28 protein-coding genes are annotated in these 21,405 nt (G+C 60.1%); 24 read left to right on the plus strand and 4 right to left on the minus strand.

From position 1 onward, the window contains the following. Positions 1–10: 10 nt before the first annotated feature. The 11 genes from gmk (at position 11) to rpsT (ending at position 12,197) form a co-directional block, all read left to right on the plus strand. Entirely contained in the window at positions 11–568 is a 558-nt protein-coding gene (gmk, locus tag AB8C10_RS03930) for a guanylate kinase (RefSeq protein ID WP_005505951.1), read from the plus strand. A 285-nt stretch (positions 569–853) separates the two neighbouring features. Then, the gene (gene rpoZ / locus AB8C10_RS03935) at positions 854–1,312 is read left to right on the plus strand and encodes a DNA-directed RNA polymerase subunit omega (protein ID WP_044150418.1); all 459 of its coding nucleotides are present in this window, start codon (positions 854–856) and stop codon (positions 1,310–1,312) included. Positions 1,313–1,343: 31 nt separating this feature from the next. Next, positions 1,344–2,753, plus strand: coding sequence for a bifunctional phosphopantothenoylcysteine decarboxylase/phosphopantothenate synthase (locus AB8C10_RS03940; protein ID WP_368866894.1), 1,410 nt, complete (start codon positions 1,344–1,346; stop codon positions 2,751–2,753). A 397-nt stretch (positions 2,754–3,150) separates the two neighbouring features. Then, positions 3,151–4,065 carry an RNase adapter RapZ gene (gene rapZ, locus AB8C10_RS03945; RefSeq protein ID WP_219101385.1) on the plus strand — a complete coding sequence of 305 codons (915 nt, stop codon included), beginning with the start codon at positions 3,151–3,153 and terminating at the stop codon, positions 4,063–4,065. Positions 4,066–4,173: 108 nt separating this feature from the next. Beyond that, positions 4,174–5,226, plus strand: a complete 1,053-nt coding sequence (locus tag AB8C10_RS03950) for a gluconeogenesis factor YvcK family protein (protein WP_049345462.1) — start codon at positions 4,174–4,176, stop codon at positions 5,224–5,226. Between the two features lie 83 nt (positions 5,227–5,309). Further along, positions 5,310–6,275, plus strand: a complete 966-nt coding sequence (gene whiA, locus AB8C10_RS03955) for a DNA-binding protein WhiA (RefSeq protein WP_005505961.1) — start codon at positions 5,310–5,312, stop codon at positions 6,273–6,275. A 221-nt stretch (positions 6,276–6,496) separates the two neighbouring features. Then, the gene (locus AB8C10_RS03960) at positions 6,497–7,660 is read left to right on the plus strand and encodes a ComEA family DNA-binding protein (RefSeq protein ID WP_368866895.1); all 1,164 of its coding nucleotides are present in this window, start codon (positions 6,497–6,499) and stop codon (positions 7,658–7,660) included. Positions 7,661–7,749: 89 nt separating this feature from the next. Continuing rightward, entirely contained in the window at positions 7,750–9,765 is a 2,016-nt protein-coding gene (locus AB8C10_RS03965) for a ComEC/Rec2 family competence protein (RefSeq protein WP_368866896.1), read from the plus strand. A gap of 197 nt (positions 9,766–9,962) precedes the next feature. Further along, positions 9,963–10,997, plus strand: coding sequence for a DNA polymerase III subunit delta (gene holA, locus AB8C10_RS03970; protein WP_368866897.1), 1,035 nt, complete (start codon positions 9,963–9,965; stop codon positions 10,995–10,997). Positions 10,998–11,012: 15 nt separating this feature from the next. Next, positions 11,013–11,672, plus strand: coding sequence for a type II toxin-antitoxin system PemK/MazF family toxin (locus AB8C10_RS03975; protein WP_070688195.1), 660 nt, complete (start codon positions 11,013–11,015; stop codon positions 11,670–11,672). Positions 11,673–11,933: 261 nt separating this feature from the next. After that, a complete protein-coding gene (gene rpsT / locus AB8C10_RS03980; RefSeq protein WP_005505969.1) occupies positions 11,934–12,197 on the plus strand; it encodes a 30S ribosomal protein S20 in 264 nt (87 codons plus the stop codon). Between the two features lie 163 nt (positions 12,198–12,360). On the opposite strand, the gene AB8C10_RS03985 is transcribed toward rpsT, so the two are convergent. The 3 genes from AB8C10_RS03985 to AB8C10_RS03995 all read right to left on the minus strand — a co-directional run bounded on the left by AB8C10_RS03985 (position 12,361) and on the right by AB8C10_RS03995 (position 14,682). Next, complete coding sequence (locus AB8C10_RS03985) at positions 12,361–13,416, minus strand: tyrosine-type recombinase/integrase (RefSeq protein WP_368866898.1); 1,056 nt, start codon at positions 13,414–13,416, stop codon at positions 12,361–12,363. Positions 13,417–13,815: 399 nt separating this feature from the next. Continuing rightward, positions 13,816–14,211 carry an ImmA/IrrE family metallo-endopeptidase gene (locus AB8C10_RS03990; RefSeq protein WP_368866916.1) on the minus strand — a complete coding sequence of 132 codons (396 nt, stop codon included), beginning with the start codon at positions 14,209–14,211 and terminating at the stop codon, positions 13,816–13,818. A 45-nt stretch (positions 14,212–14,256) separates the two neighbouring features. Next, complete coding sequence (locus tag AB8C10_RS03995; protein ID WP_368866899.1) at positions 14,257–14,682, minus strand: helix-turn-helix domain-containing protein; 426 nt, start codon at positions 14,680–14,682, stop codon at positions 14,257–14,259. 122 nt (positions 14,683–14,804) lie between these two features. On the opposite strand from AB8C10_RS03995, the gene AB8C10_RS04000 reads away from it, so the two are divergent. From AB8C10_RS04000 to AB8C10_RS04010, 3 genes are read left to right on the plus strand one after another with little or no spacing between them, the layout of a single operon-like run. Continuing rightward, the gene (locus AB8C10_RS04000; protein ID WP_368866900.1) at positions 14,805–15,047 is read left to right on the plus strand and encodes a helix-turn-helix domain-containing protein; all 243 of its coding nucleotides are present in this window, start codon (positions 14,805–14,807) and stop codon (positions 15,045–15,047) included. A 54-nt stretch (positions 15,048–15,101) separates the two neighbouring features. Continuing rightward, complete coding sequence (locus AB8C10_RS04005) at positions 15,102–15,323, plus strand: helix-turn-helix domain-containing protein (protein WP_368866901.1); 222 nt, start codon at positions 15,102–15,104, stop codon at positions 15,321–15,323. 10 nt (positions 15,324–15,333) lie between these two features. Continuing rightward, complete coding sequence (locus AB8C10_RS04010; RefSeq protein WP_368866902.1) at positions 15,334–15,549, plus strand: hypothetical protein; 216 nt, start codon at positions 15,334–15,336, stop codon at positions 15,547–15,549. A gap of 218 nt (positions 15,550–15,767) precedes the next feature. Here the strand turns inward: AB8C10_RS04010 and AB8C10_RS04015 are convergent, their stop codons facing one another. Continuing rightward, a complete protein-coding gene (locus tag AB8C10_RS04015) occupies positions 15,768–16,454 on the minus strand; it encodes a hypothetical protein (RefSeq protein ID WP_368866903.1) in 687 nt (228 codons plus the stop codon). 65 nt (positions 16,455–16,519) lie between these two features. Between AB8C10_RS04015 and AB8C10_RS04020 the strand changes: the two genes are divergently transcribed. The 10 genes from AB8C10_RS04020 to AB8C10_RS04065 all read left to right on the plus strand — a co-directional run. Further along, positions 16,520–17,065 (plus strand): hypothetical protein, encoded by a 546-nt coding sequence (locus AB8C10_RS04020; protein ID WP_368866904.1) that lies wholly within the window; start codon positions 16,520–16,522, stop codon positions 17,063–17,065. A 20-nt stretch (positions 17,066–17,085) separates the two neighbouring features. Further along, the gene (locus AB8C10_RS04025; RefSeq protein ID WP_368866905.1) at positions 17,086–17,274 is read left to right on the plus strand and encodes a hypothetical protein; all 189 of its coding nucleotides are present in this window, start codon (positions 17,086–17,088) and stop codon (positions 17,272–17,274) included. Between the two features lie 40 nt (positions 17,275–17,314). Beyond that, a complete protein-coding gene (locus AB8C10_RS04030) occupies positions 17,315–17,842 on the plus strand; it encodes a hypothetical protein (RefSeq protein WP_368866906.1) in 528 nt (175 codons plus the stop codon). A gap of 17 nt (positions 17,843–17,859) precedes the next feature. Beyond that, positions 17,860–18,066 (plus strand): hypothetical protein, encoded by a 207-nt coding sequence (locus AB8C10_RS04035; protein ID WP_368866907.1) that lies wholly within the window; start codon positions 17,860–17,862, stop codon positions 18,064–18,066. Continuing rightward, positions 18,059–18,406 carry a hypothetical protein gene (locus tag AB8C10_RS04040; protein WP_368866908.1) on the plus strand — a complete coding sequence of 116 codons (348 nt, stop codon included), beginning with the start codon at positions 18,059–18,061 and terminating at the stop codon, positions 18,404–18,406. Before AB8C10_RS04035 ends, AB8C10_RS04040 begins: the two co-directional genes overlap by 8 nt. Further along, positions 18,390–18,680 carry a hypothetical protein gene (locus tag AB8C10_RS04045; protein WP_368866909.1) on the plus strand — a complete coding sequence of 97 codons (291 nt, stop codon included), beginning with the start codon at positions 18,390–18,392 and terminating at the stop codon, positions 18,678–18,680. Before AB8C10_RS04040 ends, AB8C10_RS04045 begins: the two co-directional genes overlap by 17 nt. Before the next feature lie 97 nt (positions 18,681–18,777). Further along, positions 18,778–19,038, plus strand: coding sequence for a hypothetical protein (locus tag AB8C10_RS04050; RefSeq protein WP_368866910.1), 261 nt, complete (start codon positions 18,778–18,780; stop codon positions 19,036–19,038). A gap of 26 nt (positions 19,039–19,064) precedes the next feature. Then, on the plus strand, positions 19,065–19,301 hold the full coding sequence (locus tag AB8C10_RS04055) for a hypothetical protein (protein ID WP_368866911.1): 237 nt from the start codon (positions 19,065–19,067) through the stop codon (positions 19,299–19,301). Positions 19,302–19,328: 27 nt separating this feature from the next. Further along, the gene (locus AB8C10_RS04060; RefSeq protein ID WP_368866912.1) at positions 19,329–19,991 is read left to right on the plus strand and encodes a hypothetical protein; all 663 of its coding nucleotides are present in this window, start codon (positions 19,329–19,331) and stop codon (positions 19,989–19,991) included. A 74-nt stretch (positions 19,992–20,065) separates the two neighbouring features. Beyond that, on the plus strand, positions 20,066–21,405 hold a 1,340-nt coding region (locus tag AB8C10_RS04065; RefSeq protein WP_368866913.1), incomplete at its 3' end, for a hypothetical protein.

A 21,405-nucleotide genomic window follows, 5' to 3' on the forward strand; every position in this document is an offset into this window, starting at 1 on the left:
TAAGGAAGCTATGTCTCAGCCGACTCTCACCGTACTGGCTGGCCCCACTGCTGTTGGCAAGGGTACGGTGTGCCAGTACATTCGTGAGAACTACCCGAACGTGTGGTTCTCTGTTTCCGCTACCACTCGTGATCCTCGCCCCGGTGAGGTTGACGGTACTCACTACTATTTCGTTTCGATGGAAGAGTTTGACCAGATGATTGCTGACGGTCAGATGCTTGAGTACGCTGTGGTTCACGGTAAGAACAAGTACGGTACTCCGCGTGCTAAGGTCCAGGAGGCTTTGGATGCTGGCCGCCCGGTGATTCTTGAGATTGACCTGCAGGGTGCTCGCCAGATTCGCGAGACCATGCCTGATGCTCGCCTGATTTTCTTGGCTCCTCCGAGCTGGGATGAGCTGGTGTCGCGTCTGGTGGGTCGAGGTACCGAGAGTGAGCAGGAGCAGGCTCGTCGCCTTGAAACCGCGAAGGTTGAGCTGGCTGCTGAGAAGGAATTTGACGTCACGGTCGTCAACGACTCTGTTGAGCGTGCAGCGAAGGAGATTGCTGAGCTGATTGGCGCCGCCTAATCTGCATGCTTTGCGTTTGCGGTGGGGCTAGAGTTTCTTCCGACCTGTAGTTCTGCCGTGAGGCGTTGTGAAGGTGGGGGTTTCGAAGAGTTTTCTTCGGGCCCCCACCTTTTTGGCTGTGCTGACACCTTTTGTCCAGGCTGGTACGTGCGTTTTAGCCGTTGAGAGGGTAGAATAGTTCTTTAGTTTTGACCGTGCCCTCAGTGCGCCCGGTTTGCGCCATAGCGCGAACGGTGTACGGGGGTGTTCGGTACGTACATTCCATCAAGCTATTTGGAGTTTTTAGTGGCAAACGAAATCAAGGAACACGAGGACTACAACTTCGTTGACGGTGTCGCTCCCGAGGGCATCGTGAGCCCCAGCGCTGACGCGCTGATTGAGAAGGCGGAGTCCAAGTACGGCCTGGTGATTTTCGGTGCCCGCCGTGCACGCCAGATTAACGCGTACTACGCTAACCTGCAGGACAATACTGCTGCGCACGTTGGCCCGCTGGTTGACGCTGAGTCGAACGAGAAGTCCCTGTCGGTGGCAATGCGTGAAATCATTGCTGACCGTGTTGTGGCGGAGCACCGCCCGGACGCTAAGTTCGATGAGGACGGCTACCCGATTCCCGAGGATCTGTCCGCTGTGATTGATTTCAGCGCGGCTGAGTTCTCTGGCGCTATCGAGGAGGAGTACATCCCCGCAGGTAGCGAAGAGGTTATTGCTATCGAAGAGGTTATCCTCGACGAGTCCGCTGAGTAATCTGCTTTTTACAAGGATTCTTTGACGTACCATGCGCATTATCGTTGGTATTGGAGGGGGCATTGCTGCGTATAAGGCGGCGATGCTCCTTCGTCTTTTTGCGAAGAATGGCGACGAGGTTATCGCCATGCCCACCCCGAACGCGACGAAGTTCGTGGGTGTTCCCACTCTGGAGGCGCTGAGCGGCAACCCCGTCTCAACGGACGTGTTTGACCGCGTGCCGGAGGTGAACCATGTGCGTCAGGCTGAGCAGGCTGACGCTGTGGTGATTGCCCCGGCGACCGCTGATTTGCTGGCTCGTTTGGCGGCTGGTCGTGCGGATGATTTGCTGTCTTCTACGGTGTTGACGACGCACGCCCCGGTGATTTTGGCGCCTGCGATGCATACCCAGATGTGGGAGCATCCGGCGACTCAGGCGAACGTGCAGACCCTGCGTTCGTGGGGTTATCACGTGATTGAGCCTGCGATTGGGCGTTTGACGGGCCCGGATTCTGGTCCGGGTCGCATGCCCGAGCCGGAGGATATTTTCACGGTCGCTCTGGATGTGATTGCGCGCTTCCCGAAGGGTCAGGTGCACCCGGTGTACACGCCCGGTTACGCGCCGACTGAGCCCCTGTACACGGGTACGGAGCAGGAGCGTATGGCGGCGGCACGTGCGGCAACGCTGACTTCGGCGTTGCTGGGTCAGAGTGAGCCCGGTCAGGTAGCTGGCGCATCCGAATCGTTGCGTGGTCCTCTTGCCGGTCGCCTCGTGGTCATTACCGCCGGCGGCACCCGTGAGGCGCTGGACCCGGTACGCTTCCTCGGCAACCGTTCGACCGGCAAGCAGGGTGTGGCGCTCGCGGAGGCGGCACGCGACCTGGGCGCGACCGTACACCTGATTGGTGCGAACCTTGAGGTTCCCGCGCCGGAGGATGTGCAGGTGACCCGTGTGGTCAGCGCCCTGGAGCTGCGTGAGGCGACCCTTGAGGCAAGCGCGGCGGCAGATGTGCTGATTATGTCCGCGGCGGTGGCTGATTTTAGGCCTGCCGAGTTTGCCGAGTTCAAGATTAAGAAGAGCGCCGATTCTGAGGACGCGCCGGTGATTCAGCTAGTGCGTAACCCGGATATCCTGCGTGAGGTTGTGGTTCGCCGCCAGCAGGCTCGTGAGGCGGGGGAGAACACCCTCGGCCCGAAGCTCATTGTTGGTTTTGCGGCGGAGACCGGTTCGGCGGAGAAGACTCCGTTGGAGCTGGGTCGTGAGAAGCTGCAGCGTAAGGGTACGGACTTCTTAGCGGTCAATACCGTGGGTGTGAATCGTGGTTTCGGCACGGACGATAACACGATTACGCTGCTGTCGACTCTGAACGATGAGGCGCCGATGTTCTCCGGTTCGAAGAAGGAGCTGTCGGTGCGTCTGTTGGAGCATGTGGCGGCTTTCCTGCCGGAGCTTTCTGCCTAAGCTTTCTACCTAGGGCAACCTGGCGCATCCGCGTATAGTTGCGGAGCGTTCATAGTTCGAAACGTTCGTGGTGTGGAGCCCGTGCGGTGCCTCCTGTGGGAGGTATCGTGCGGGCTTTGCTGTATCCTCCGGATCTGCTATACCTTCCGGCTCTGCTATACCCCCGGCTCAGCTGTACCCTTACGGCTCTGCCGCCCGCCTCTTTCTGTAGACCCCCCGTGGAGAGCGTTATGCGCAAGCACTTGTGATGCGGGTTTCTTTCTTCTGGGGTTCGCTCGGGGGAGCGCCTCATATTTCTGTCATACTGGTGAAATTTCTGACCGTACCCCTGAACCGTCAGATAAAGGTCTTGTATCATGGCATAGAGAGTATTTCGCGTTGAAGGGGAAGAAACACCATGCCCGAGAATCAGAGCAAGCCCGCCACGGTAGAGTCCGCCCAGAGTGAGGAGCGCCCTCAGATTCTGGTGATCACCGGTATTTCCGGTGCAGGCCGCAGTACTGTCGCAAATGTACTGGAGGATGAGGGCTGGTACGTTATCGATAACATCCCGCCGCAGATGCTCGGTTCCCTGGCTGAACTGGTAACCCGCGACGGTGCGCGAGTTCCGAAGGTGGCGCTCGGTATTGACGTTCGCGCCCGCGCCCTGTTCTCCGATCTTCCCGCTGCGATTGAGACTCTGCGCAAGTCCGATATTGACTTCTCCATGCTTTTCCTTGACGCCAAGGACGAGACCATTATTGCCCGCTACGAGGCTCAGCGCCGCCCGCACCCGCTGCAGGGTGAGGGCCGCGTCCTCGACGGTATCCGCGCTGAACGCACTCTCTTTGAAGGTCTGCGCCTCGCTTCTGACCGTACCATTGACACCACCGGCATGAACGTTCACGAGCTAGCTCGTACCGTGCGTGAAATGTTTGCTGAGGGTGCGGATAAGAAGCTGAATCTGACCGTGATGAGCTTTGGCTTCAAGTACGGTGCGCCTTCGGACGCTAACTACATGGCTGATATGCGTTTCATCCCGAACCCGCACTGGGTTCCGGAGCTGCGCCCCCTGACCGGTCAGGACGCCCCGGTGCGCGACTACGTGCTGGAGCACGCAGGCACCGAGGAGTTCATCAGCAACTACCTTGCGGCTCTTCGCCCCGTGCTTGAGGGCTACCGCCGTGAGGGTAAGTACTACGCCACCATCGCAATTGGATGCACCGGTGGTAAGCATCGTTCCGTGGCTGTGACGGAGGAACTGGCTCGTCGTCTCTCTGCTTTCGGTGAGCTGAACGTGAATGTTCAGCACCGTGACAAGGGCCGCGAGTAAGTTTTTCCCGGCGCGTCCCAACCACCGCGCTGTGTTTCATTAGCCGCCGTCCGGCCCCGCACCCGTGGGGCCGGCATACCGTTCCTTCCGGGTATGTGAGGTATTACTATGTCCACCCATTCGACCAGTTATGACACTCAGGGTATTCCGCGCCTGCCGGCTCTGCCGACTCAGGCGTTGCGCCTGTTGAAGACCACGCACCGTTCGCCGAAGGTCACGGCGATGGGCGGCGGCCACGGGCTGTACGGTTCCCTGTCTGCGTTGCGCCACGTCACGCCTGATTTGACGGCTGTTGTGACGGTTGCTGACGATGGCGGCTCGTCGGGTCGTTTGCGTGAGGAGATGGGTATTCTCCCTCCGGGGGATTTGCGTATGGCGCTTTCTGCGCTGTGTGATGACACCGATTGGGGTCGCACGTGGCGTGATGTGATGCAGCATCGTTTTAGCGCGCCCGAGGGTTATGAGGGTGAGTTCCCGCTGGATTATCATGCTCTCGGTAACCTGCTGATTGCTACTCTCTGGCAGCTGCTGGATGACCCGGTTGCCGGTCTGGACTGGGCGGGTGCCCTGCTGAATGCGCGCGGCCGCGTGCTGCCGATGGCGCTGGATCCGATGGTCATTTACGGCACCGTGCTGCGTGAGCATAACGGTGGCGGTATTGAGCGTGTGAAGGTGGTCGGCCAGGTGAACCTCTCGAAGGAGGAGCGGGTTCACGATATTGGTCTATCTCCCGCAAATGCGCGTCCTTGCCCGGAGGCGCTCTCCGCTATTGAGGAGTCCGATTGGATTGTTTTGGGTCCGGGTTCGTGGCGTACTTCGGTTCTGCCGCATCTGCTGTTGGATGCTCAGCGTGAGGCGATTATCCGTACGGAGGCGCGCCGTTGCGTGGTCATGAACCTCTCCGACGATAAGGAGACGGTCGGCTTTACCCCGGCAACGCACCTGGATTTGTTGCGCCAGTACGCTCCGAAGCTTCACCTTGACGCGGTGATTGCTGACGCTGACATGCAGGCTGATCACCGTTCCGAGCTGGAGCGTGAGGCTTCTGCGATGGGTGCGAAGGTTGTGTGGGCGCACCTGCGTTCGAGCTCCCAGCCGAATGTGCACGACCCGCTGAAGCTTGCGGCTGCGTATAACGAAGCGTTTGAGCTGAGCTCCTAGAATCACCGTTGCGGCTGCTATTTTGGTGTGCCCATTTCCCAAAGTTATAGACTCTTAGACACTACGCCTAGAAGGACCTGTTCATGGCATTAACCACGCTCGTCAAGGACGAACTCGCCAACTATGAGGCAACGAAAGTCTCTGCTCGTAAGGCAGAAATCTCTACGATTCTGCGTTTTACCGGAGGCCTGCACATTGTCTCGGGGCGAATCGTGGTGGAGTCTGAGGTCGACCACGAGGCAACCGCCCACCGCATGCGCCGCACTATCGCGGAGATTTACGGCCACGACTCCGAGCTGACCAGCGTCAGCGGTGGTGGCCTGCGTCGAGGCGGCCGCTACATTGTGCGTGTGGATCACGGCGGTGAGGCGCTGGCTCGCCAGACCGGTCTGCTGGATTTGCGTGGTCGCCCGGTGCGTGGCCTGCCGCCGGCTGTGGTGAACGGCTCCCTGCAGGACGCCGAGGCGGTCATGCGCGGTGCGTTTTTGGCGCACGGTTCGCTGACTGAGCCGGGTCGTTCCTCCTCACTGGAGATTACCTGCCCCGGTCCGGAGGCGGCGCTCGCGCTGGTGGGTGCAGCTCGTCGCCTGGACATTATTGCGAAGGCACGCGAGGTGCGCGGCACCGACCGTGTGGTGGTGCGTGACGGCGAGACGATTTCGCAGCTGCTGGAGCGTATGGGCGCGACCGGCACCCTGACCACGTGGCGTGAGGCGCGCACCCGCAAAGAGGTTCGTGCGACCGCGAACCGTCTGGCGAATTTTGATGATGCGAACCTGCGCCGTAGCGCTCAGGCGGCTGTTGCGGCGAGCGCCCGCGTGGAGCGTGCCCTGCAGATTCTGGGTCATGAGGCGCCGGATCATCTGCGCTATGCCGGTGAGCTGCGTGTGCTACATAAGCATGCGTCGTTGGATGAGCTGGGTCGTCTGGCTGATCCGCCGATGACGAAGGACGCGATTGCGGGCCGTATTCGTCGCCTGCTGGTGATGGCTGATAAGCGTGCTTCGGAGCTGGGCGTTCCGGGCACTGAGCTACCGCGCGAGGACTAAGCGAAGGCTAGATTCTGCTCTTAAACGGTGCGGGCAGCTCGTGTGGCCGAGGTGTTTGTGACGGTTTTATGACAAGCCAAACCCCTCCGTTTTTGAACAAAAACCGCATATTTTTCAAAAATGAGCCTGTGGATGGCTTCTTTCTCGTTGCGAGAGGGGAGTTATCCACAGGTTCTTTGCGTGCGCTCGTGCGTTCGCGCGCGTGAGCCTAGGGTAGGGATATGACGAGCATGACCCCCAACCACGAGCAGAACCACCTGCAGAGCCCGAGCGCTGTGCCGAACAACGGCGCAGCGCAAGACAACGCACCCCAGCAGGGCGGCGCGCAGCGTAGCGCCCGCTCCCTGATGAACAGCCTCTATCGTAGCCCGCGCGCCCGCAAGAACGGTGCGCCGGATGGCGAGGACACCGTGCCGCTGGCTATTGCCACTGAGGTAACGCCGGCGGAGGTACCTGCCGAAGAAGCGCCTGCCGAGCCCGCGGCATCCCACCCGGAGTCGAATGGCTGGGCTGACTGGGATCAGCAGCCCGACTGGAACGAGGTGGACGACTGGGCGGAGTGGGAGCAGGCCGATCAGCCCGGCACCACCCGCAGTGCCCGTTGGGGCTTGTCGCCGCGCGTGCTGCTTCTGGTGGCGGTGTTGGCGTTGGTTGCCGTGGTGTGGGGTGTGACCCAGTTTTCGGCGGCGCCGCGTGCCGAGCAGGTCGCTTCCCCGAGCACTTCCGCCGAGTCGGTGCAGGCGGTGGGTGCCCAGCAGAGCCCCGGCACTCAGTCTACTGCCCAGCCGGGCGCTAACCCGAGTGAATCTGCGCAGGGTGGCGCCTCCGGTGAGGCTACCGTGCGGGTGCACGTGGCGGGTGCCGTGAACAACCCCGGCGTGTACACGCTGCCCGCGCAGGGTCGTGCCGTGGATGCAATTGCCGCCGCCTCCGGTGCCGCCGCGGATGCTGATTTGGACCGCGTGAACCTTGCCGGTGCGCTCAGTGACGGGGTGCAGATTTATGTGCCGCATCGCGGTGAGACTGCCGCCCCGGCGCAGATTCAGCCCAATGGTGGCACGGCGAATGCTGGTCAGGGTACCGCGGCAAATGGCACCTCTCAGAACGGCACTGCACAGAACGGTGCGGCTCAGAATAATGCCCCTCAGCCTGCACGCACGCTAACTCCTGCAGGCAGCGCGCAGAAGGGCTCAACCCCGGTGAACATTAACACCGCCACCGCTGAGGAGCTGCAGAGCCTGCCGCGTATTGGTCCTGCGATGGCTCAGCGCATTATTGCCTGGCGTGAGGCGCACGGCGGCTTCCGCAGCGTGGATGAGCTGGATGCGGTGCCCGGCATTGGTCCGTCGATGCTGGAGAACCTGCGCCCGCTGGTGACGGTCTAATGCACCAGCAGAACCACCAGCAGAACCGCAGGCCGAATCGCTTGCAGAAGCGCCAGCAAGCAGGGGATCGGGAGCTCTTTCCCGGTTCCTTGCGCCTCACCCGGCGCCTCACCCGTTCCGCGGCTACGGCGTATGACCTCGCCCGCTACCGCTGGAGCATCGGTGCTGAGCGGTGGCGCACCCGCCGCGACGAGCAGGAGCTGCGCGCCCAGGGAAGCCTCATTCACCTGGACCTTCGCCTGAGTTTTACGGTGCTGGTGCTGTGGGCGTTTACCGCGGCGGCGCTGACGGTGGGCACGTGGCGGGTGGCGCATCCGCTGGCGTGCGTGCTCATTGCCTTGCTGGGGTGCCTGGCGATTCTGCTGTTCTTCCCGCCGCGCGCGGTGATGCCCTACAGCCTGCTCTTTCGCACGACCGGTCAGCTGGTTTTTCTGGCGTGTATCGTGACGGTTCAGGCGGTGCTTCTGTGCGCTACGGGGGTGGATGCATCCCGCGCTACCCTGCAGCAGGCGCAGGGTGCCTCGCTTCGTCTGAATGGCACGGTGGAGCAGGTCCGCCGCATGGATCCGCGAACTACTCTGGTGGTTATTAAGCTGGAGGAAATTCAGGGGCGGAGCGTGCGTGCGCTGGTGAATGAGCGGGTGCGCGTGTACCGGCGTGACGGTTCGGCAAAGAGCGCCGCGCGCAGTCTGGAGGCAAGTTCGGAGGCGAGCGCGGAAGTAAGCTCGGCGGCTAAGCAGCGGGGGAGCGGCACCGCGCGCTCGCAAGTGATTTATCCGGGCATGAAGGTGACCGCCCTCGGCACCGTGGAGTTCAACGGCTCCACGGCGAAGCTGAGCGGCGCGACTATTTTCCCGATGCCCGCACCCGCCTATGGCGCCGGATCGAACGCCTCGGGCGCCGCCCGGACTGAGGAGGAGCCGTACCTGTCCACGCTCAAGGAACAACTGCGCACCCGCGCCCTGGATACCCTGGGCACGGAATCGGCGGCACTAGTTTTGGGCACCGCCTACGGGGACGACTCGCTGATGAGTTCCACCGCGCGGGAGGACTATAAGCTCAGCGGGCTCAGCCATATTACGGCGGTGTCCGGGGCGAATATTGCCATTGTGTTTTTGGGTGCCTACCGGCTGGTGTTGGCGGTTCGCCCGTACCGTTTCGCTAGCGCATACCTGCTGTTCCGTTCCTGGATACAGCGGTTGCGGGGGAGAGGCGCGGCTCGTTCTCGCCGCCCCGCGTACCCCCGCCACGCCGCCCCCGCTCAACAATCGGCCTACCCGCAACAACCTACCCCGCCAAATGCCCACGCCCTGCCGCCGCTCGTGCATCGGCTGAGCACCCTCGCCATTCCGCACCGCGTCATGGTGCTGTGTGGGGTCGCGGCGGTGCTCGCCTACGCCATGCTGCTGGACTCTGAGGGTTCCGTGATTCGTTCCCTCGCCATGGGTCTGCTCGGCGCTTACGCGATGCTGCGCGGTTCGGGCCGCCAGTCCTTGGCGGCGCTGCAAACAACGGTACTGACGTGTCTGCTTGCCGCCCCGCACCTCGCCGTGGATATGGGGTTCGCCCTGTCGGTGACGGCAACCTCCGCGCTGATTCTGCTGGGCCCGCCGCTGATTCGCCTGCTCATGCGCGTCATGCCGGTGTTCTGCGCGGAAATGCTCGCCGCGCCGATTGTGGCGTCCCTGTGGTGCACTCCGCTGATTTTGGCGATGAGCGGTAAGGTGCCGCTCTACTCGGTTCCGGCGAACCTGATTGCCGCTCCTTTAGCGCCGCTGAGTATGCTCGCCGGGCTGGCGGCACTCGGATTCATGCTCCTGGGTCTGCCCACTGCGGCGGATCTGTGCCTGCGTGCCGGTGGCCTTGCCGCGCAGGGCATCGAGTGGGCGGCACACACTGCCGCGCACGCGCCGGGTAACCCGTGGGAGCCCGGTTCGAGCGTGCCGGCGGTGGTGTGTAGCGCCCTCTGCGTGCTGGCGTTGAGCATTGCCCTCTGGTGGGTGGATGCGCGCCGCTACCGTGCGGTCACGCACCGGCAGTATTTGCGGGTGGTACCGCGCACCGCGCCCTCCCATCAGCGCCCCAATCAGCCCGCCCGTTCCTGACCGACTAACCCTGGGTATCTAACCGCAAGCATCTACCTCTGACCGACTGACCCTGACCAACTAACCCTAACCAACGCTAGGAGGCATCTGAGAAGAAAACGCTATGATGGATACTCAAGACTCTACCCGCGCAGCACCCCCGTGCGCAGCGGGGCCGAGTTCAGCCCGTACCCTGCAGATAAAGGTGAGTGATAAGCGTGTCCGAGCGTAAGCGTTCAACCCAGCGTGGTGGTTCCCGAGGCTACGCCCGCCGAGGCGGCCCCGCCCTCGACACCGCGTGGCGTACCGTCACCCCGGCACCCGCCGTCATGCTCTACGGCCCGGAGGAGTACTTCGCCTCCCGCGCTGCGGCGCGCCTGCGTGAGTTGTTCCGCAGCATCCACCCGGAGGTGGACCGCGTTCAGATCAACGCCGCCACCTACACGGCGGGGGAGCTGACCCTGCACGCTTCGCCCTCCCTGTTCGGTTCGGCGAAGATCATTGAGGTTGAGAACGTAGCCTCCATGAGCGACGAGTTTTTGACCGATACGCTCGCCTACCTGAACGCCCCCGAGCCGGACATCATGCTCATTCTGAACCACTCGGGCGGTAACCGCGGCAAGAAGCTCATCGACCTGGTGCGCTCCCAGTTCGTGCTCATCAACTGCAAGGCGCTCAAGACCGACCGCGAGAAGAGCGAGTTCTTGGCAGGGGAGTTCGCCGCCGCCCAGCGCCCCATCACCGGTGGCGCCCTGGCGCTGCTGACGGCTGCCGCATCTGACACTGCGGAGCTTGCCGCCGCCTGCCAGCAGCTGCTCTCTGACGTGCCCGGCGACATCACCGAAGAGGCGGTGAACCGCTACTACGGCGGCCGCACCGAGGTCACCGCGTTCCGCGTGAGTGACGCCGCGATTTCCGGCAACGCCCCGGAGGCACTGCGTCTGCTCCGCCACTCTCTTGCCACCGGAACGGAGCCGATTCCGATGCTCGGTGCGCTCGCTATGCGTATCCGCAATATTGCGCGCGTGCACCACGTGCGCATGAGTGCTAACGAGCTGGCTCGTGAGGTGGGTATGGCGCCGTGGCAGGTTGAGCAGGCTCAGCGTGACGGCCGCCGTTTTACCGGCGCCCAGTTGGCGCATATTGTGCAGCTTCTGGCTGATGCTGACGCCCAGCTGAAGGGCGAGTCGCAGGACGCGGTGTATGCGGTGGAGCAGGCTGTTTTGGCGATTGCTCTACCGCCGCGCCTGTAGTGCATAATAGAGCCCATGCTCGAAATTCTGAAGAAAATTTTCTTTGCCCTGCTGCCCTTCCTGCAGAAGGCGGCAGAGGATGCCCTCAACGACGCTACTGCGTCTAAGGGTGACTCCGAGTCCTCCCAGAAGAGCGAATCCCACAAGGATGATTCTCGTCAGGGTGAGGCTCGTACCTCCGGCTCTTCGGCGCCTAAGCCGAGCGCCCCGAAGTCTTCCTCGGTAAAGTCCTCGGCACCTAAGCCTTCCGCACCGGCTTCGACCGGCGCATCCGACGGTTCGGATTACCCGGGCGATTACCGCGACATGATCAACTTTGAGTACTCGCCCTCCCTGGACGGCGACGCTGACCCGGGTGAAATCGTGTGGACGTGGGTTCCCTTCGAGGAGGACCACTCGCAGGGTAAGGACCGCCCGGTGATTCTGGTGGGTCGTGACGGTGAGTACCTGCTGGCGCTGATGATGACCAGCAAGGATCACAATAACCGTGAGCACGCTGATTCGAACTACCTTGATATTGGTTCGGGTCCGTGGGATCCGCAGGGCCGCGCTTCTGAGGTGAAACTGAACCGTGTGATTCGTGTTCGCCCGGATTCGATGCGCCGTGAGGGTGCGATTATGCCGGAGGATACGTTCCGCCTGATTGAGCGTGCGTGGACTCGCCGTAACGGCTAGCACCCTGTGCCGGTAGTTTCACCGGCGACCGGCGCCAATCGTCTGCGCCGGATGTGGAGGCTGCGTGTAGCGGTTTTCACAGTATTTTTCTCTCCGCGGGGGTCTGTCGTGGAGGCTGTTCATCTGGTATTATGTGTGGTTGAGTGTCCGATGGTCATCGGGCACTGCTGGCCGGTTGCCATAGGCATCCCCACGCCGCTCAGTCGATGATCGGCCAGCGTCGCCCTCACCGACCAATAAGACAAAACAGAAAGTTTAATTGTGGCTAACATTAAGTCTCAGAAGAAGCGTATCCTCACCAACGAGAAGGCTCGCCTGCGCAACAACATTGTAAAGTCCGAGCTGAAGACCGCGACCCGCAAGGTCAAGGCTGCTGTTGAGGCACAGAACCAGGAAGCTGCTGTTGAGGCTCTGCGTTTTGTGAACCGTAAGCTGGACAAGGCTGTTTCCAAGGGTGTTCTGCACAAGAAGACCGCTGCAAACAAGAAGTCCGGTCTTGCTGCGCTGGTAAACAAGGCTTTCTAATGTGAGAGCGCACACGTAACAGGTGTGCAAACTATATGAACCCCCGTATTTCCTCTAGTTGACTAGGGGAGATGCGGGGGTTCTTCTTTTTTATGCCAGGTTTAATACTGGTTCATTTTTGGCATTTACTGGTTTCAAAGTGGGGAGTAAATGGGGACCAAATCTAGCCCGCCAGCCCCTCCAACGCTTCCGCAAACGCCGCCTGCTTACTCCGCTGCACATAGGCAGATCTCGTCATCTCCTCCGACGCATGACCAAGCTGCAAAGATGCCTCCGCAATACCCAACCTCTCATCCAAGAAAGTGGCAGTGGTCTTCCTCAGCACATGCCAGGTCACCCACTCCAACTCCGAGCCCTTGAGCGCCCTACCAAGCCATGTCCTCGCCGAATTGTACGCCAGAGACTTACCGCCCTGCTCAAACACGAACACGGCGCCCTCACGGGCCTCTGAGCGCCGCCTCCGAAGCACCTCAAGAACAAAGGGCGGCACCTGCAGGGTACGAACCTCATGTGTCTTCGTATCAGCCTGCCAACCCGCCTTCTGAACGAGCGTACCGCAAATGGTCACAGTCCCCGCCTCAAGGTCAACATCTTGCCAGCGGATGCCGGCACCTTCACCCCAACGGCACCCAGTACCCAAAAGCACATCAACAAGATCAGGAAGATACCCGCTGTAAGTAGGTGTTGCCTGCAACCCCGAAACGAGTCTCCGCAGCTCTTGAACCTGCTCCAGATCCAGCGCTCGCACTTCCTTCTTCTTGGTCTTCACCGGGCGAGTCGCCAGAACCGGGTTATGCGGCAAAGCTCCAAGACGCACCGCCTCATCCAACGCCATTTTGAGCGTCAATCGCTGGTTATACCGCACACTAGGCAAATCAATACCCGCCAGGTACGCATCCAGCGCCCCGGCTGTGAGCTCTCTCAGCTGCAAAGAGCCAAGATTCTGAGAAAGGCGCTCAGCCCACAGCTTGTAATTACGCAAGGTGTTCAGCGCCAACCCATCATCCAACCCAGAAACCCACCGCTCCAGAGCCTCCCTAAGCGTCGTCGCAGAGGACAGCTCAGCACCAGCCACAGGCAGACTCGACAACTTCAACTTCACACGATGCTCAGCCGCCGCACGAGTAGGCCCCTGCGCCGTCACCTCCCGCCGCACGCCAGCACTATCACGAAAATAGACGCGCGCCATCCAGCGTTTCGGCTTAATCCGCCGAGCCATAATCTTTCCATGAGAACCAATCGGAAGAGGGTCCCTAACCACCCTCGCCTCCTTTCACTTGCGCTCGCCCGCAGGTGACGCTAAACTCGGTCATCTCGTTCGAGCATTCCTTCAGCATGGACTGCACAGGAACCGCCCCGTCTACTGCCGGATACAGTAGGTGGGGCGGTTATCTTTTTGACCAAAAACCGCCGCACGACACGCCGACACCTTGAGACTCTTGCCGCAATCGCCACGTGAAGCTAAACTACTCCGGCAATAACCGATAACTACGAGGCGGAACCTGCAAGGGCGAGCTGAGTCGGCATCTTATTGTTGTGTGAGTGAACTGCATCAGACGGATATAAGCGCTTATTTCTCCTTACATTGATTGATGATGCACAGACGGGGCGGACTGGACTAGCTATCCAGACCGCCCCGTTTGCTATGCTCCCAAAGCCACGCAGAGAGGATACGCTCAGTCACTTCAAGCTCAGCCGCCGCAGCAGGCAAAGAATCAGGAGCCACCGCCAGAGCAGTCTTCACGGCATGTGGCTGCAGGAGCCAGCCGGCGGCAAGAGCGTCGGCGCGGCGCTCGCGTTTGGTGGAGGCGACGTCGTCCATGGGGGAGTGCTCGTCTCCGTTGATTGCGTGGGCGAGCTCATGGGCTATGACGCATCGTCGCTGTCGCCACAGGAGCCCGGGGCGGTGAGTATGGTCCTGGTTTGCTCGTCCCAGAGGGCGAGTGTGCCGGCTGGGGGTTGGGCTTCGACGATGCGGATACCCAAGCTTGCGGCGTGGCGTTCTGGATCGTATGTATTTGCTGTTGAAGTCATGAGTGAGTTAGTGATTGTGCGCTGGTTATGCGCCGTGGCTGTCTTCGGTGATGACCTTATCAGCGGGGTGTGCGGCTAGGCGATAGCCAGCCCGGGTTGCAGCTTCGGCTCGTGCGAGAATCTGCGCAGCCAGTTCTTTGTCGGACACGGAAGAATTCTCAGCTGCCAGCTCCTTCTGTAGCGCCGCCTCAGCGCGGAAGCAGACCTCGGCCGGGTCAATCTCGAGTGCCCTGCAAATAATCTCAAACTCATTTGTGTTAAGGGGGGAAGTGTCTTGATTTAGTGCCATTGAGAGCCTTGCCTTGCTAACTCCTGTCACTTCTTCAAGGTCGCGCAGGGTCATCCGTCGATATGCGACGACCGCGCGAAGCTCCGCATTAAGGAGCTGGCTAAACCTGTTAGCAGGGCCGGTTCCCCTGCGATTCCCGGTCTTCTTCTTGTTCTCTGCCATGCCATTACATTACATGCAAAATCAGAGAAAATCTATAATTTCTAAAAAAAATTCATTAACGGCTTGACTTGTTCATAAATATAAACATATGATGGTTGCATCACCAAGAAAGGAAGGTGGCCATGAGCACCCGACAGATTGGCGAAATCCTAGCGGAGAACCTCTCGCTTGCACTCGCGAAGACGAAACTCACTCGAACAGAGGTTGCCGAAAAGGCCGGGATTAGCCGCACTCGCCTATCAGCACTCGAGAATCACAATGCGCCGATTCGAGCCTACGAACTGTGGGACATTGCAACAATATTGGGGGTCAAACCTTCCTGGTTCTATCAAGAGCACCTCACTGAGCTCACCCCCGCCAAATAATTTTTGTCCTTCTGTTTCTATATAGGAACATTTAGCGACATAAAGGAACAGGACATGCTGACTATCCCTCAAGACCACCTAGCGCTCTGGTCACCTGAAGAGCTCGCTGAGGCTCTCGGCGTGAAAGAGCAGACTCTGGCCGACTGGCGGAACGCCCGCACCGGCCCCGCCTTCATCCGCACCAGCAGGGGCCAGCGCGGCGGCAGGATCTACTACACCAGCCACGCCGTCATGGACTGGCTCCAGTCCCTCCCCGTCACCAACACCACCAACTAAGGAGAAAACGATGAAAGAACACAAAGCTTCCCCCTTCACCCTCGAAGTCCTACAGCTCACCAGGAACGGGGAAATCGTAGGCAAGGTCATCGAACTCAAATGCGGAACCTGCGGGCAGGAGAAAACCAAAACCGTTGAATCACTCAACCCCCTGGCCTTCCAAAACGCGCTTAAAGAGCTCTTCGAAGAATCCAGGCTCCACTCCAGCATCCACGTCGCCAACTGAGGAAACACCAATGAACACCCCCGAAACCCAGAGGCCCACCCGCCCGCGGTTCTGCTCCGACGAAGCCATCCAGGAAATGTACAACATCATTGATGACTTAGCCCTCTACGCAAAAGACCGTGATAGCACCACGGTGCATATCACGGTCAAAGAAGCAATTGCCGTCGTAGAGTCGGCGCTTGCACGACGCCGATTCCAGCTTGCCGCCCGCGCGGAACCTAGAGGCCGATCGCCTTACGAGCAGCAGCCCAGGCAAGAGCCCTAGCGTTCTCGGAAACCTGCAGCCAGTCCCATGCACGGCGGTAGAACTCCTTCGCTTCGGGGTCTGTGGTGCGGTTAGACACTGCATCGACTAAAACAGTGAATTCCATATATGCGTTGTACAAGCTGAAGCTACCGCTCAGCTCATCGGAGAAAGCGGCCTCCACACGGCACATAACCTCGTGGATGTACGCACGGAAAGAACTGCTCAGCCCCTTGTCCTCTGCAACGTAATCCGCGACCTCGCGAACCTTGGAAGCCATCGCCTCACGCTGGGAGTTGAGCCAATCAAGCACCCCAGGTTCAGAGGAGCTAGCGAATGCATCAAAGGTACCCGCCAAAGCAGACAGCACGTCCAGCTCGTAGCTCTCTAAGTGGAACGAAGAGTCCCACCCGTGGGGGTACTGGAAAATCGCATGCGCCCACCGGGCGTAATACTTCGAGGCCCACGACAAATTATGTTCGGGGCGCTCAACTTCCGCGACCTTCACAAGACGCTGGATATCACGCAGCAGAAGCGCCGCATGCAAAGCCTGCGAGATTTCCTCCTCAGTATCCAAAGGGCGTGCAAAACGTGCAGAAGAAGAGGGCTGCGACCAGCTCTCAAACACGCGAAGCAGCTCACGAGCAGGGTTAGCAAGCATTAGATAACTCCTCACATATTCACTATCGGGTTCATCAACCCACCATACCAACTAAGGAAGCACCAATGAACGAGAAACACCTAACCCCCGCCGAAGCGCTCGCCACAGAGCACGCCCGAACCATCTGGTGGGCACGGCACCTCACCGCCCACACCCGAGACCCGCGCCTGCGCGGCAAGAAGGCACCCGCACTCCACTGCGGGGCATGCCAGGAAGTCTACGCCGAGCTGGAGCCCGGCAACATCGCCCGCATTATGGGCACTGCCGCAGCCGAACACATCAAGACCGCGCACCCCGACTTCTGGGTGGAGCTGGTAGCTCACGCGAACCGGTGCCTGTCCGCCGCCCGCATCTGCTGGGACCGCAGGAATAGCCTCCGACCTGACCTGCGACCCACCCTGCACGAAAACGAGCTGTTCAAGAACCGCGCGAACATCCACGTTCCATGCCCTCTTGACTGCGGTGTGACACTGCATGACGCGCTCACCAGCGACCAGATCACGGACGAAGCCACGCTCCAGTTCTCAGATGAAGCGGTAGAGCACTGCATCACCCGCCTCGCAGAGCACCTGATGCGTCACCGCCGCAGCCAAGTCTCACAGCTCCTCTAACACCCGAAAGGCAAACCCCAATGGATTCTGAGCAGTTCAGTCTAATCTTCAGCGTCGTCTGCTGCTGTATCAGCGTTATCTCAGCTATCGTCGCCGGGGCCTACGGCTTAGAAGCGTATAAAGCCTCGCGAGCTTACAAGGAGGCCGAGGCGAAAAAGAAGAGGTCGGAAGAGCTCCGTAATCTTATCGCCGATTTGACACAGAGATAACCTCACCACCCACCACACACCAGCCAGTAAAGGACACACCATGACCACCCCCAAGACCAAGCGCGACCGCGCAGCAGGACGCAACCACCGCCACACCGCCATCCAGACAATCATCGACAACCACGACCAGGTCCGCACCGACATCGACAGCCTCGACAACAGCATCGCGTCCCTCCAAGACGAACTATGCGAGACCCGCCGCCTCACCGACCACCTCAACGGGCGGGTCGAACAGCATTCGAGGGACGTGAACGCAAACGTCGGATTCGCAATGCAATGCATCGTTGAGACCGAACGCAAGCTCACCGAAACCGAAGTCGCAGTCGGAATCCTGCAAGGCGCCGGCAAGGACCAGCGCCAGGCGCTCGCTCAGCTCGATAAGTACACCAAGCGCCTGCACGCGAAGCAGACGAGCCAGAACCACGACATCACCATCGTTCGCTCTGACCTCGCCATCACTCGTATCGACCTCGAGGCGATGGAAAAGAAGTTCATCACCCTCGCCTGGATAAACCTCGGACTCTGGGTCGCCGCAGCACTCACTATCTTCATCCTCCTCATCATCTAACCCAAGGACACACCACCATGACCACCGACCGCACTATCCGCACCGCAAAAGCCCTCGTCTGGGCTTGCGCTCTCGCCTTCATAATCCTCGTTGGAATCGGCACCGCACAGCCCACAATCACCTTCCGAGCACTAATCTTCGCGCTTGCGCTCGCCCCTGCTTCCGCCGCAATCCTCATTGGCAGCTTTGTCCACGACCACACCAAAGGAGGACTCAATGGCTAACTCACCCCTCAGCGACCTGCCAACCCTCACCGAATGGTTGAAAGCGCACCCCGGTGAGCATCTGCTCCCCGCCGCAACCGTCGCGCGTGAAGCAGGCATCAAAGAAACCACACTGCGCGCCTACGCTGGCGACTCCATCAAAGCCGCCGTCACCTCCCGCCTCCGCCCAGTAGCCAAAGGCGACTTCAACGGGAACTACTGGTACCGCCCCGAAGACGTCGAAGCATGGCTAGAAAAGCGTGCAGCCTCCAAGAAGCTCTGCCGCCGCCACATGCAAGCAATCCACTGGCGCAAACCCCGCCCCACCCGAGGAAACACCACCAATGACCAACAAGATTGATTTGCCCCACAAGACCATGTTCGAAGCCTGCAACCCAGGAACGAAACTCGTCTCTGAAAGCCAGGTCGCCGCCGCAGCAGGCATCAAAGTCAGCACCGTCCGCACCTACTCAGGGGCCGCTGTTCGAGCCGCCGGCATCCGCCTCCGTCCCGCAGCCAAAGACGACGACGGCATCTACTGGTACCGCCCCGAAGACGTCAAAGTCTGGCAACGAAACCGCGCCGCCGGCAAAGCCCGCTACAGGTCAATGATGACAACCTCCATCAACATCTAACCAACCCACAAGCTTCCCCCGCCGCCACACCTTTCCTACAGTAGCCACACCGGCGGCGGGGGACCCCACCCACCACACCACCCAAGGAAACACCACCATGGCAAGCCACAAGATCGCAATCGAATTCGTCCACCCCACCGCCACCGGCGAAAAAGACATCATCCACACCTACGCCTACTGGGACGGCCGCCGAGGAGAAGAAACCCGCACCAAAGCCATCATCGACGCAGTCGCCGCAGCACTCGCACCCCGCGCCTGCAGCACCTTCGACGTACACCCCGGCGGCGACGTCTACCTCTACACCGGAGGCTACCCCCGCAGCAAGATGCTCTGGGCAACCTACACCCTCGTCAGCTAAGAAAACACCGATCTAAGGAAACACTGATGAAAGAACACCAGGAACACAAAGGCTCCCCCTTCACCATCGAAGTCTTCGCCCTCACCCGAAACATGGAGATCGTAGGCAGGGTATTCAAACTCAAATGCGTCACCTGCGGGGAGGAAAAAACCAAAGCCGTTGAATCACTCAACTCCCTGGTCCTCCAAGACGCAGTTGAAGAGCTCTTCGAAGAATCCAGGCTCCACGCCAGCTCCCACGACGACACCAACTACGCCGAATAAGCCCCACACCCCAAGGACACACCACCCATGAACCGCTACTACCCGATTGCGGTGCCAGACACCGACCTCACCATCAACGGCACCCCCATCCGCCACATCTACGACGCAGACCGCATCTGGGTCCACAACGCAGACCTCGCAGTAGCAATCGGCGCGCTCGCCAAAGGCTGCCTCCTTTCCGGAGTCTCGAACAAATGGAAGCGGAAGTGGCGCGAAGACCTCGGCGGCGGCAAAGCAACCCGAGCCGTCACCTACATGCTCACTGAGGGGCTCCTGCAACGCTCCATGAGCATGAAGCGAGACAGCGACAGCTACCCCCGCCTCCGCGAAGCAATCAACCAGATTCGCGAGCTGGAGGCATCCCGCCGAAGCCAACACGCAGAGGCACTCACCGCCACCGCAGACGCCTCAGCAACCAAGGAAGAACCGACGCTCCCTATGACGCTCACCGAGCCGCCGGCGCTCGCTGATGAAGCTTCCGAAGCGCCGCAGGAATCAGCAGAGGTTCTTGAGCGCGTCGAAGAGGCAAAGAAGAGCCTCGCACCGCTCACCCCTGCAAACCTGCGGAGCGCAAGCCTTGGCAAGCGCCAGCGTAAGGTACGCGAGCGCATGTCCCAAATCCAGCATCTGCTCGACCTCATGTATGAGGATTTGGTGGATGCCGCCATTGAGAAAGACATCACTAATTAGCAGTGTTCTGCTGATTTTGACCAAGTTGTAGAGAAAAATGTTCTACACTGCTACCACCGCAAGGAGCCCCCCTCATGCCTTGGCTGAAAGTATCCGACACGGCCGCGCAGCATCGCATTGTGTGGCGAGCGCTGGAGATTCCTGGCGCGAGCATGCAGTCGATGTGGTCGCTGTTTGGTCAGGTGCTGGCTTTGGCTGTTGAGGCGGCGGCGTTCAAGACTGATTACATTATTGAACGCGGCTCCATTCTGAAGTTCACCGGTACTCCAGAAGCTGCAGAGAAGTTTATTGCTGATGCGACGTTCTGCGGGTACCTTACCGGTGAGGTGCCTCTGGATGATGGGCGCACTGCCTATCGTTTGGTAGAGGATGAAGACCTGTTCCATATGCGTTTGAAGGAGGAAATCGAATGGGAAAACAGGCGGCGTAACGACACCAGGAACGGTTCGTTGATTGTGCCGATTCGTGCTCGCGACGGCGATGCATGTCGTTGGTGCGGCAACGTCGTTTACTGGGGTAACCAGAAGGGCGGCCGTGGCGCGACCTATGACCATTTGAATCCTGGAGTTCCTGCAGAAACTCCGGAGGATATGGTCGTGGCGTGTCGAAGCTGCAACTCGTCCCGTAAGGACAATGCTGGTTGGGCGGTAGATCTTCTACCTGCCCCGAAGACGCCGTATTTTAGTGCAAAGAGCGCGGCTTGGCTGACTGAGAATGGGGTGCCCACCAAGGCATCCGCTCCGTCAGATAAGCCGGTTGGTAGGTCGGTCGTGGCCACCTCGCAGGTAAGAGAGTTCTCCCGGAGTCAGATCCAGAACCAGGGCACTGGTAATGGTGATGGTTCGCAGGTTATTGATGAACCCTTGCCGGCGGTGCAGGCCACCTCGCAGGTAAGAGAGTTCTCCCGGAGCCAGGGCACTGGTTCGCAGGTTATTGATGAACCCTTGCCTGTGGTGCAGTCGCAGACCGACTCGCAGGTAAGAGAGTTCTCCCGGAGTCAGATCCAGAACCAGGGCACTGGTAATGGTGATGGTTCGCAGGTTATTGATGAACCCTTGCCTGTGGTGCAGTCGCAGACCGACTCGCAGGTAAGAGAGTTCTCCCGGAGTCAGATCCAGAACCAGGGCACTGGTGATGGTGATGGTTCGCAGGTTATTGATGAACCCTTGCCTGTGGTGCACACCAACAGCTCTTTGCCGACCATCAGTGCGCAGCAGATGATTGACGAATTCTCTGCGCAAATCGATGCAGCCGAACTTGCCCTCATCAACGAGCAAGCATCCGCTGCAGAGGTCGTTGAAGAGCCAACCCCGGTATCCGGTGCACCGGATACCGGGGGAGACTCCAACGGCCATTTCGTCGTACCCAAAACCACCTCTCAAGACCCCTCACAGGATTGGGAGGAATTGGGAGG

The organism is Rothia mucilaginosa, from assembly GCF_964210535.1.
Lineage (GTDB): Bacteria > Actinomycetota > Actinomycetes > Actinomycetales > Micrococcaceae > Rothia > Rothia mucilaginosa_F.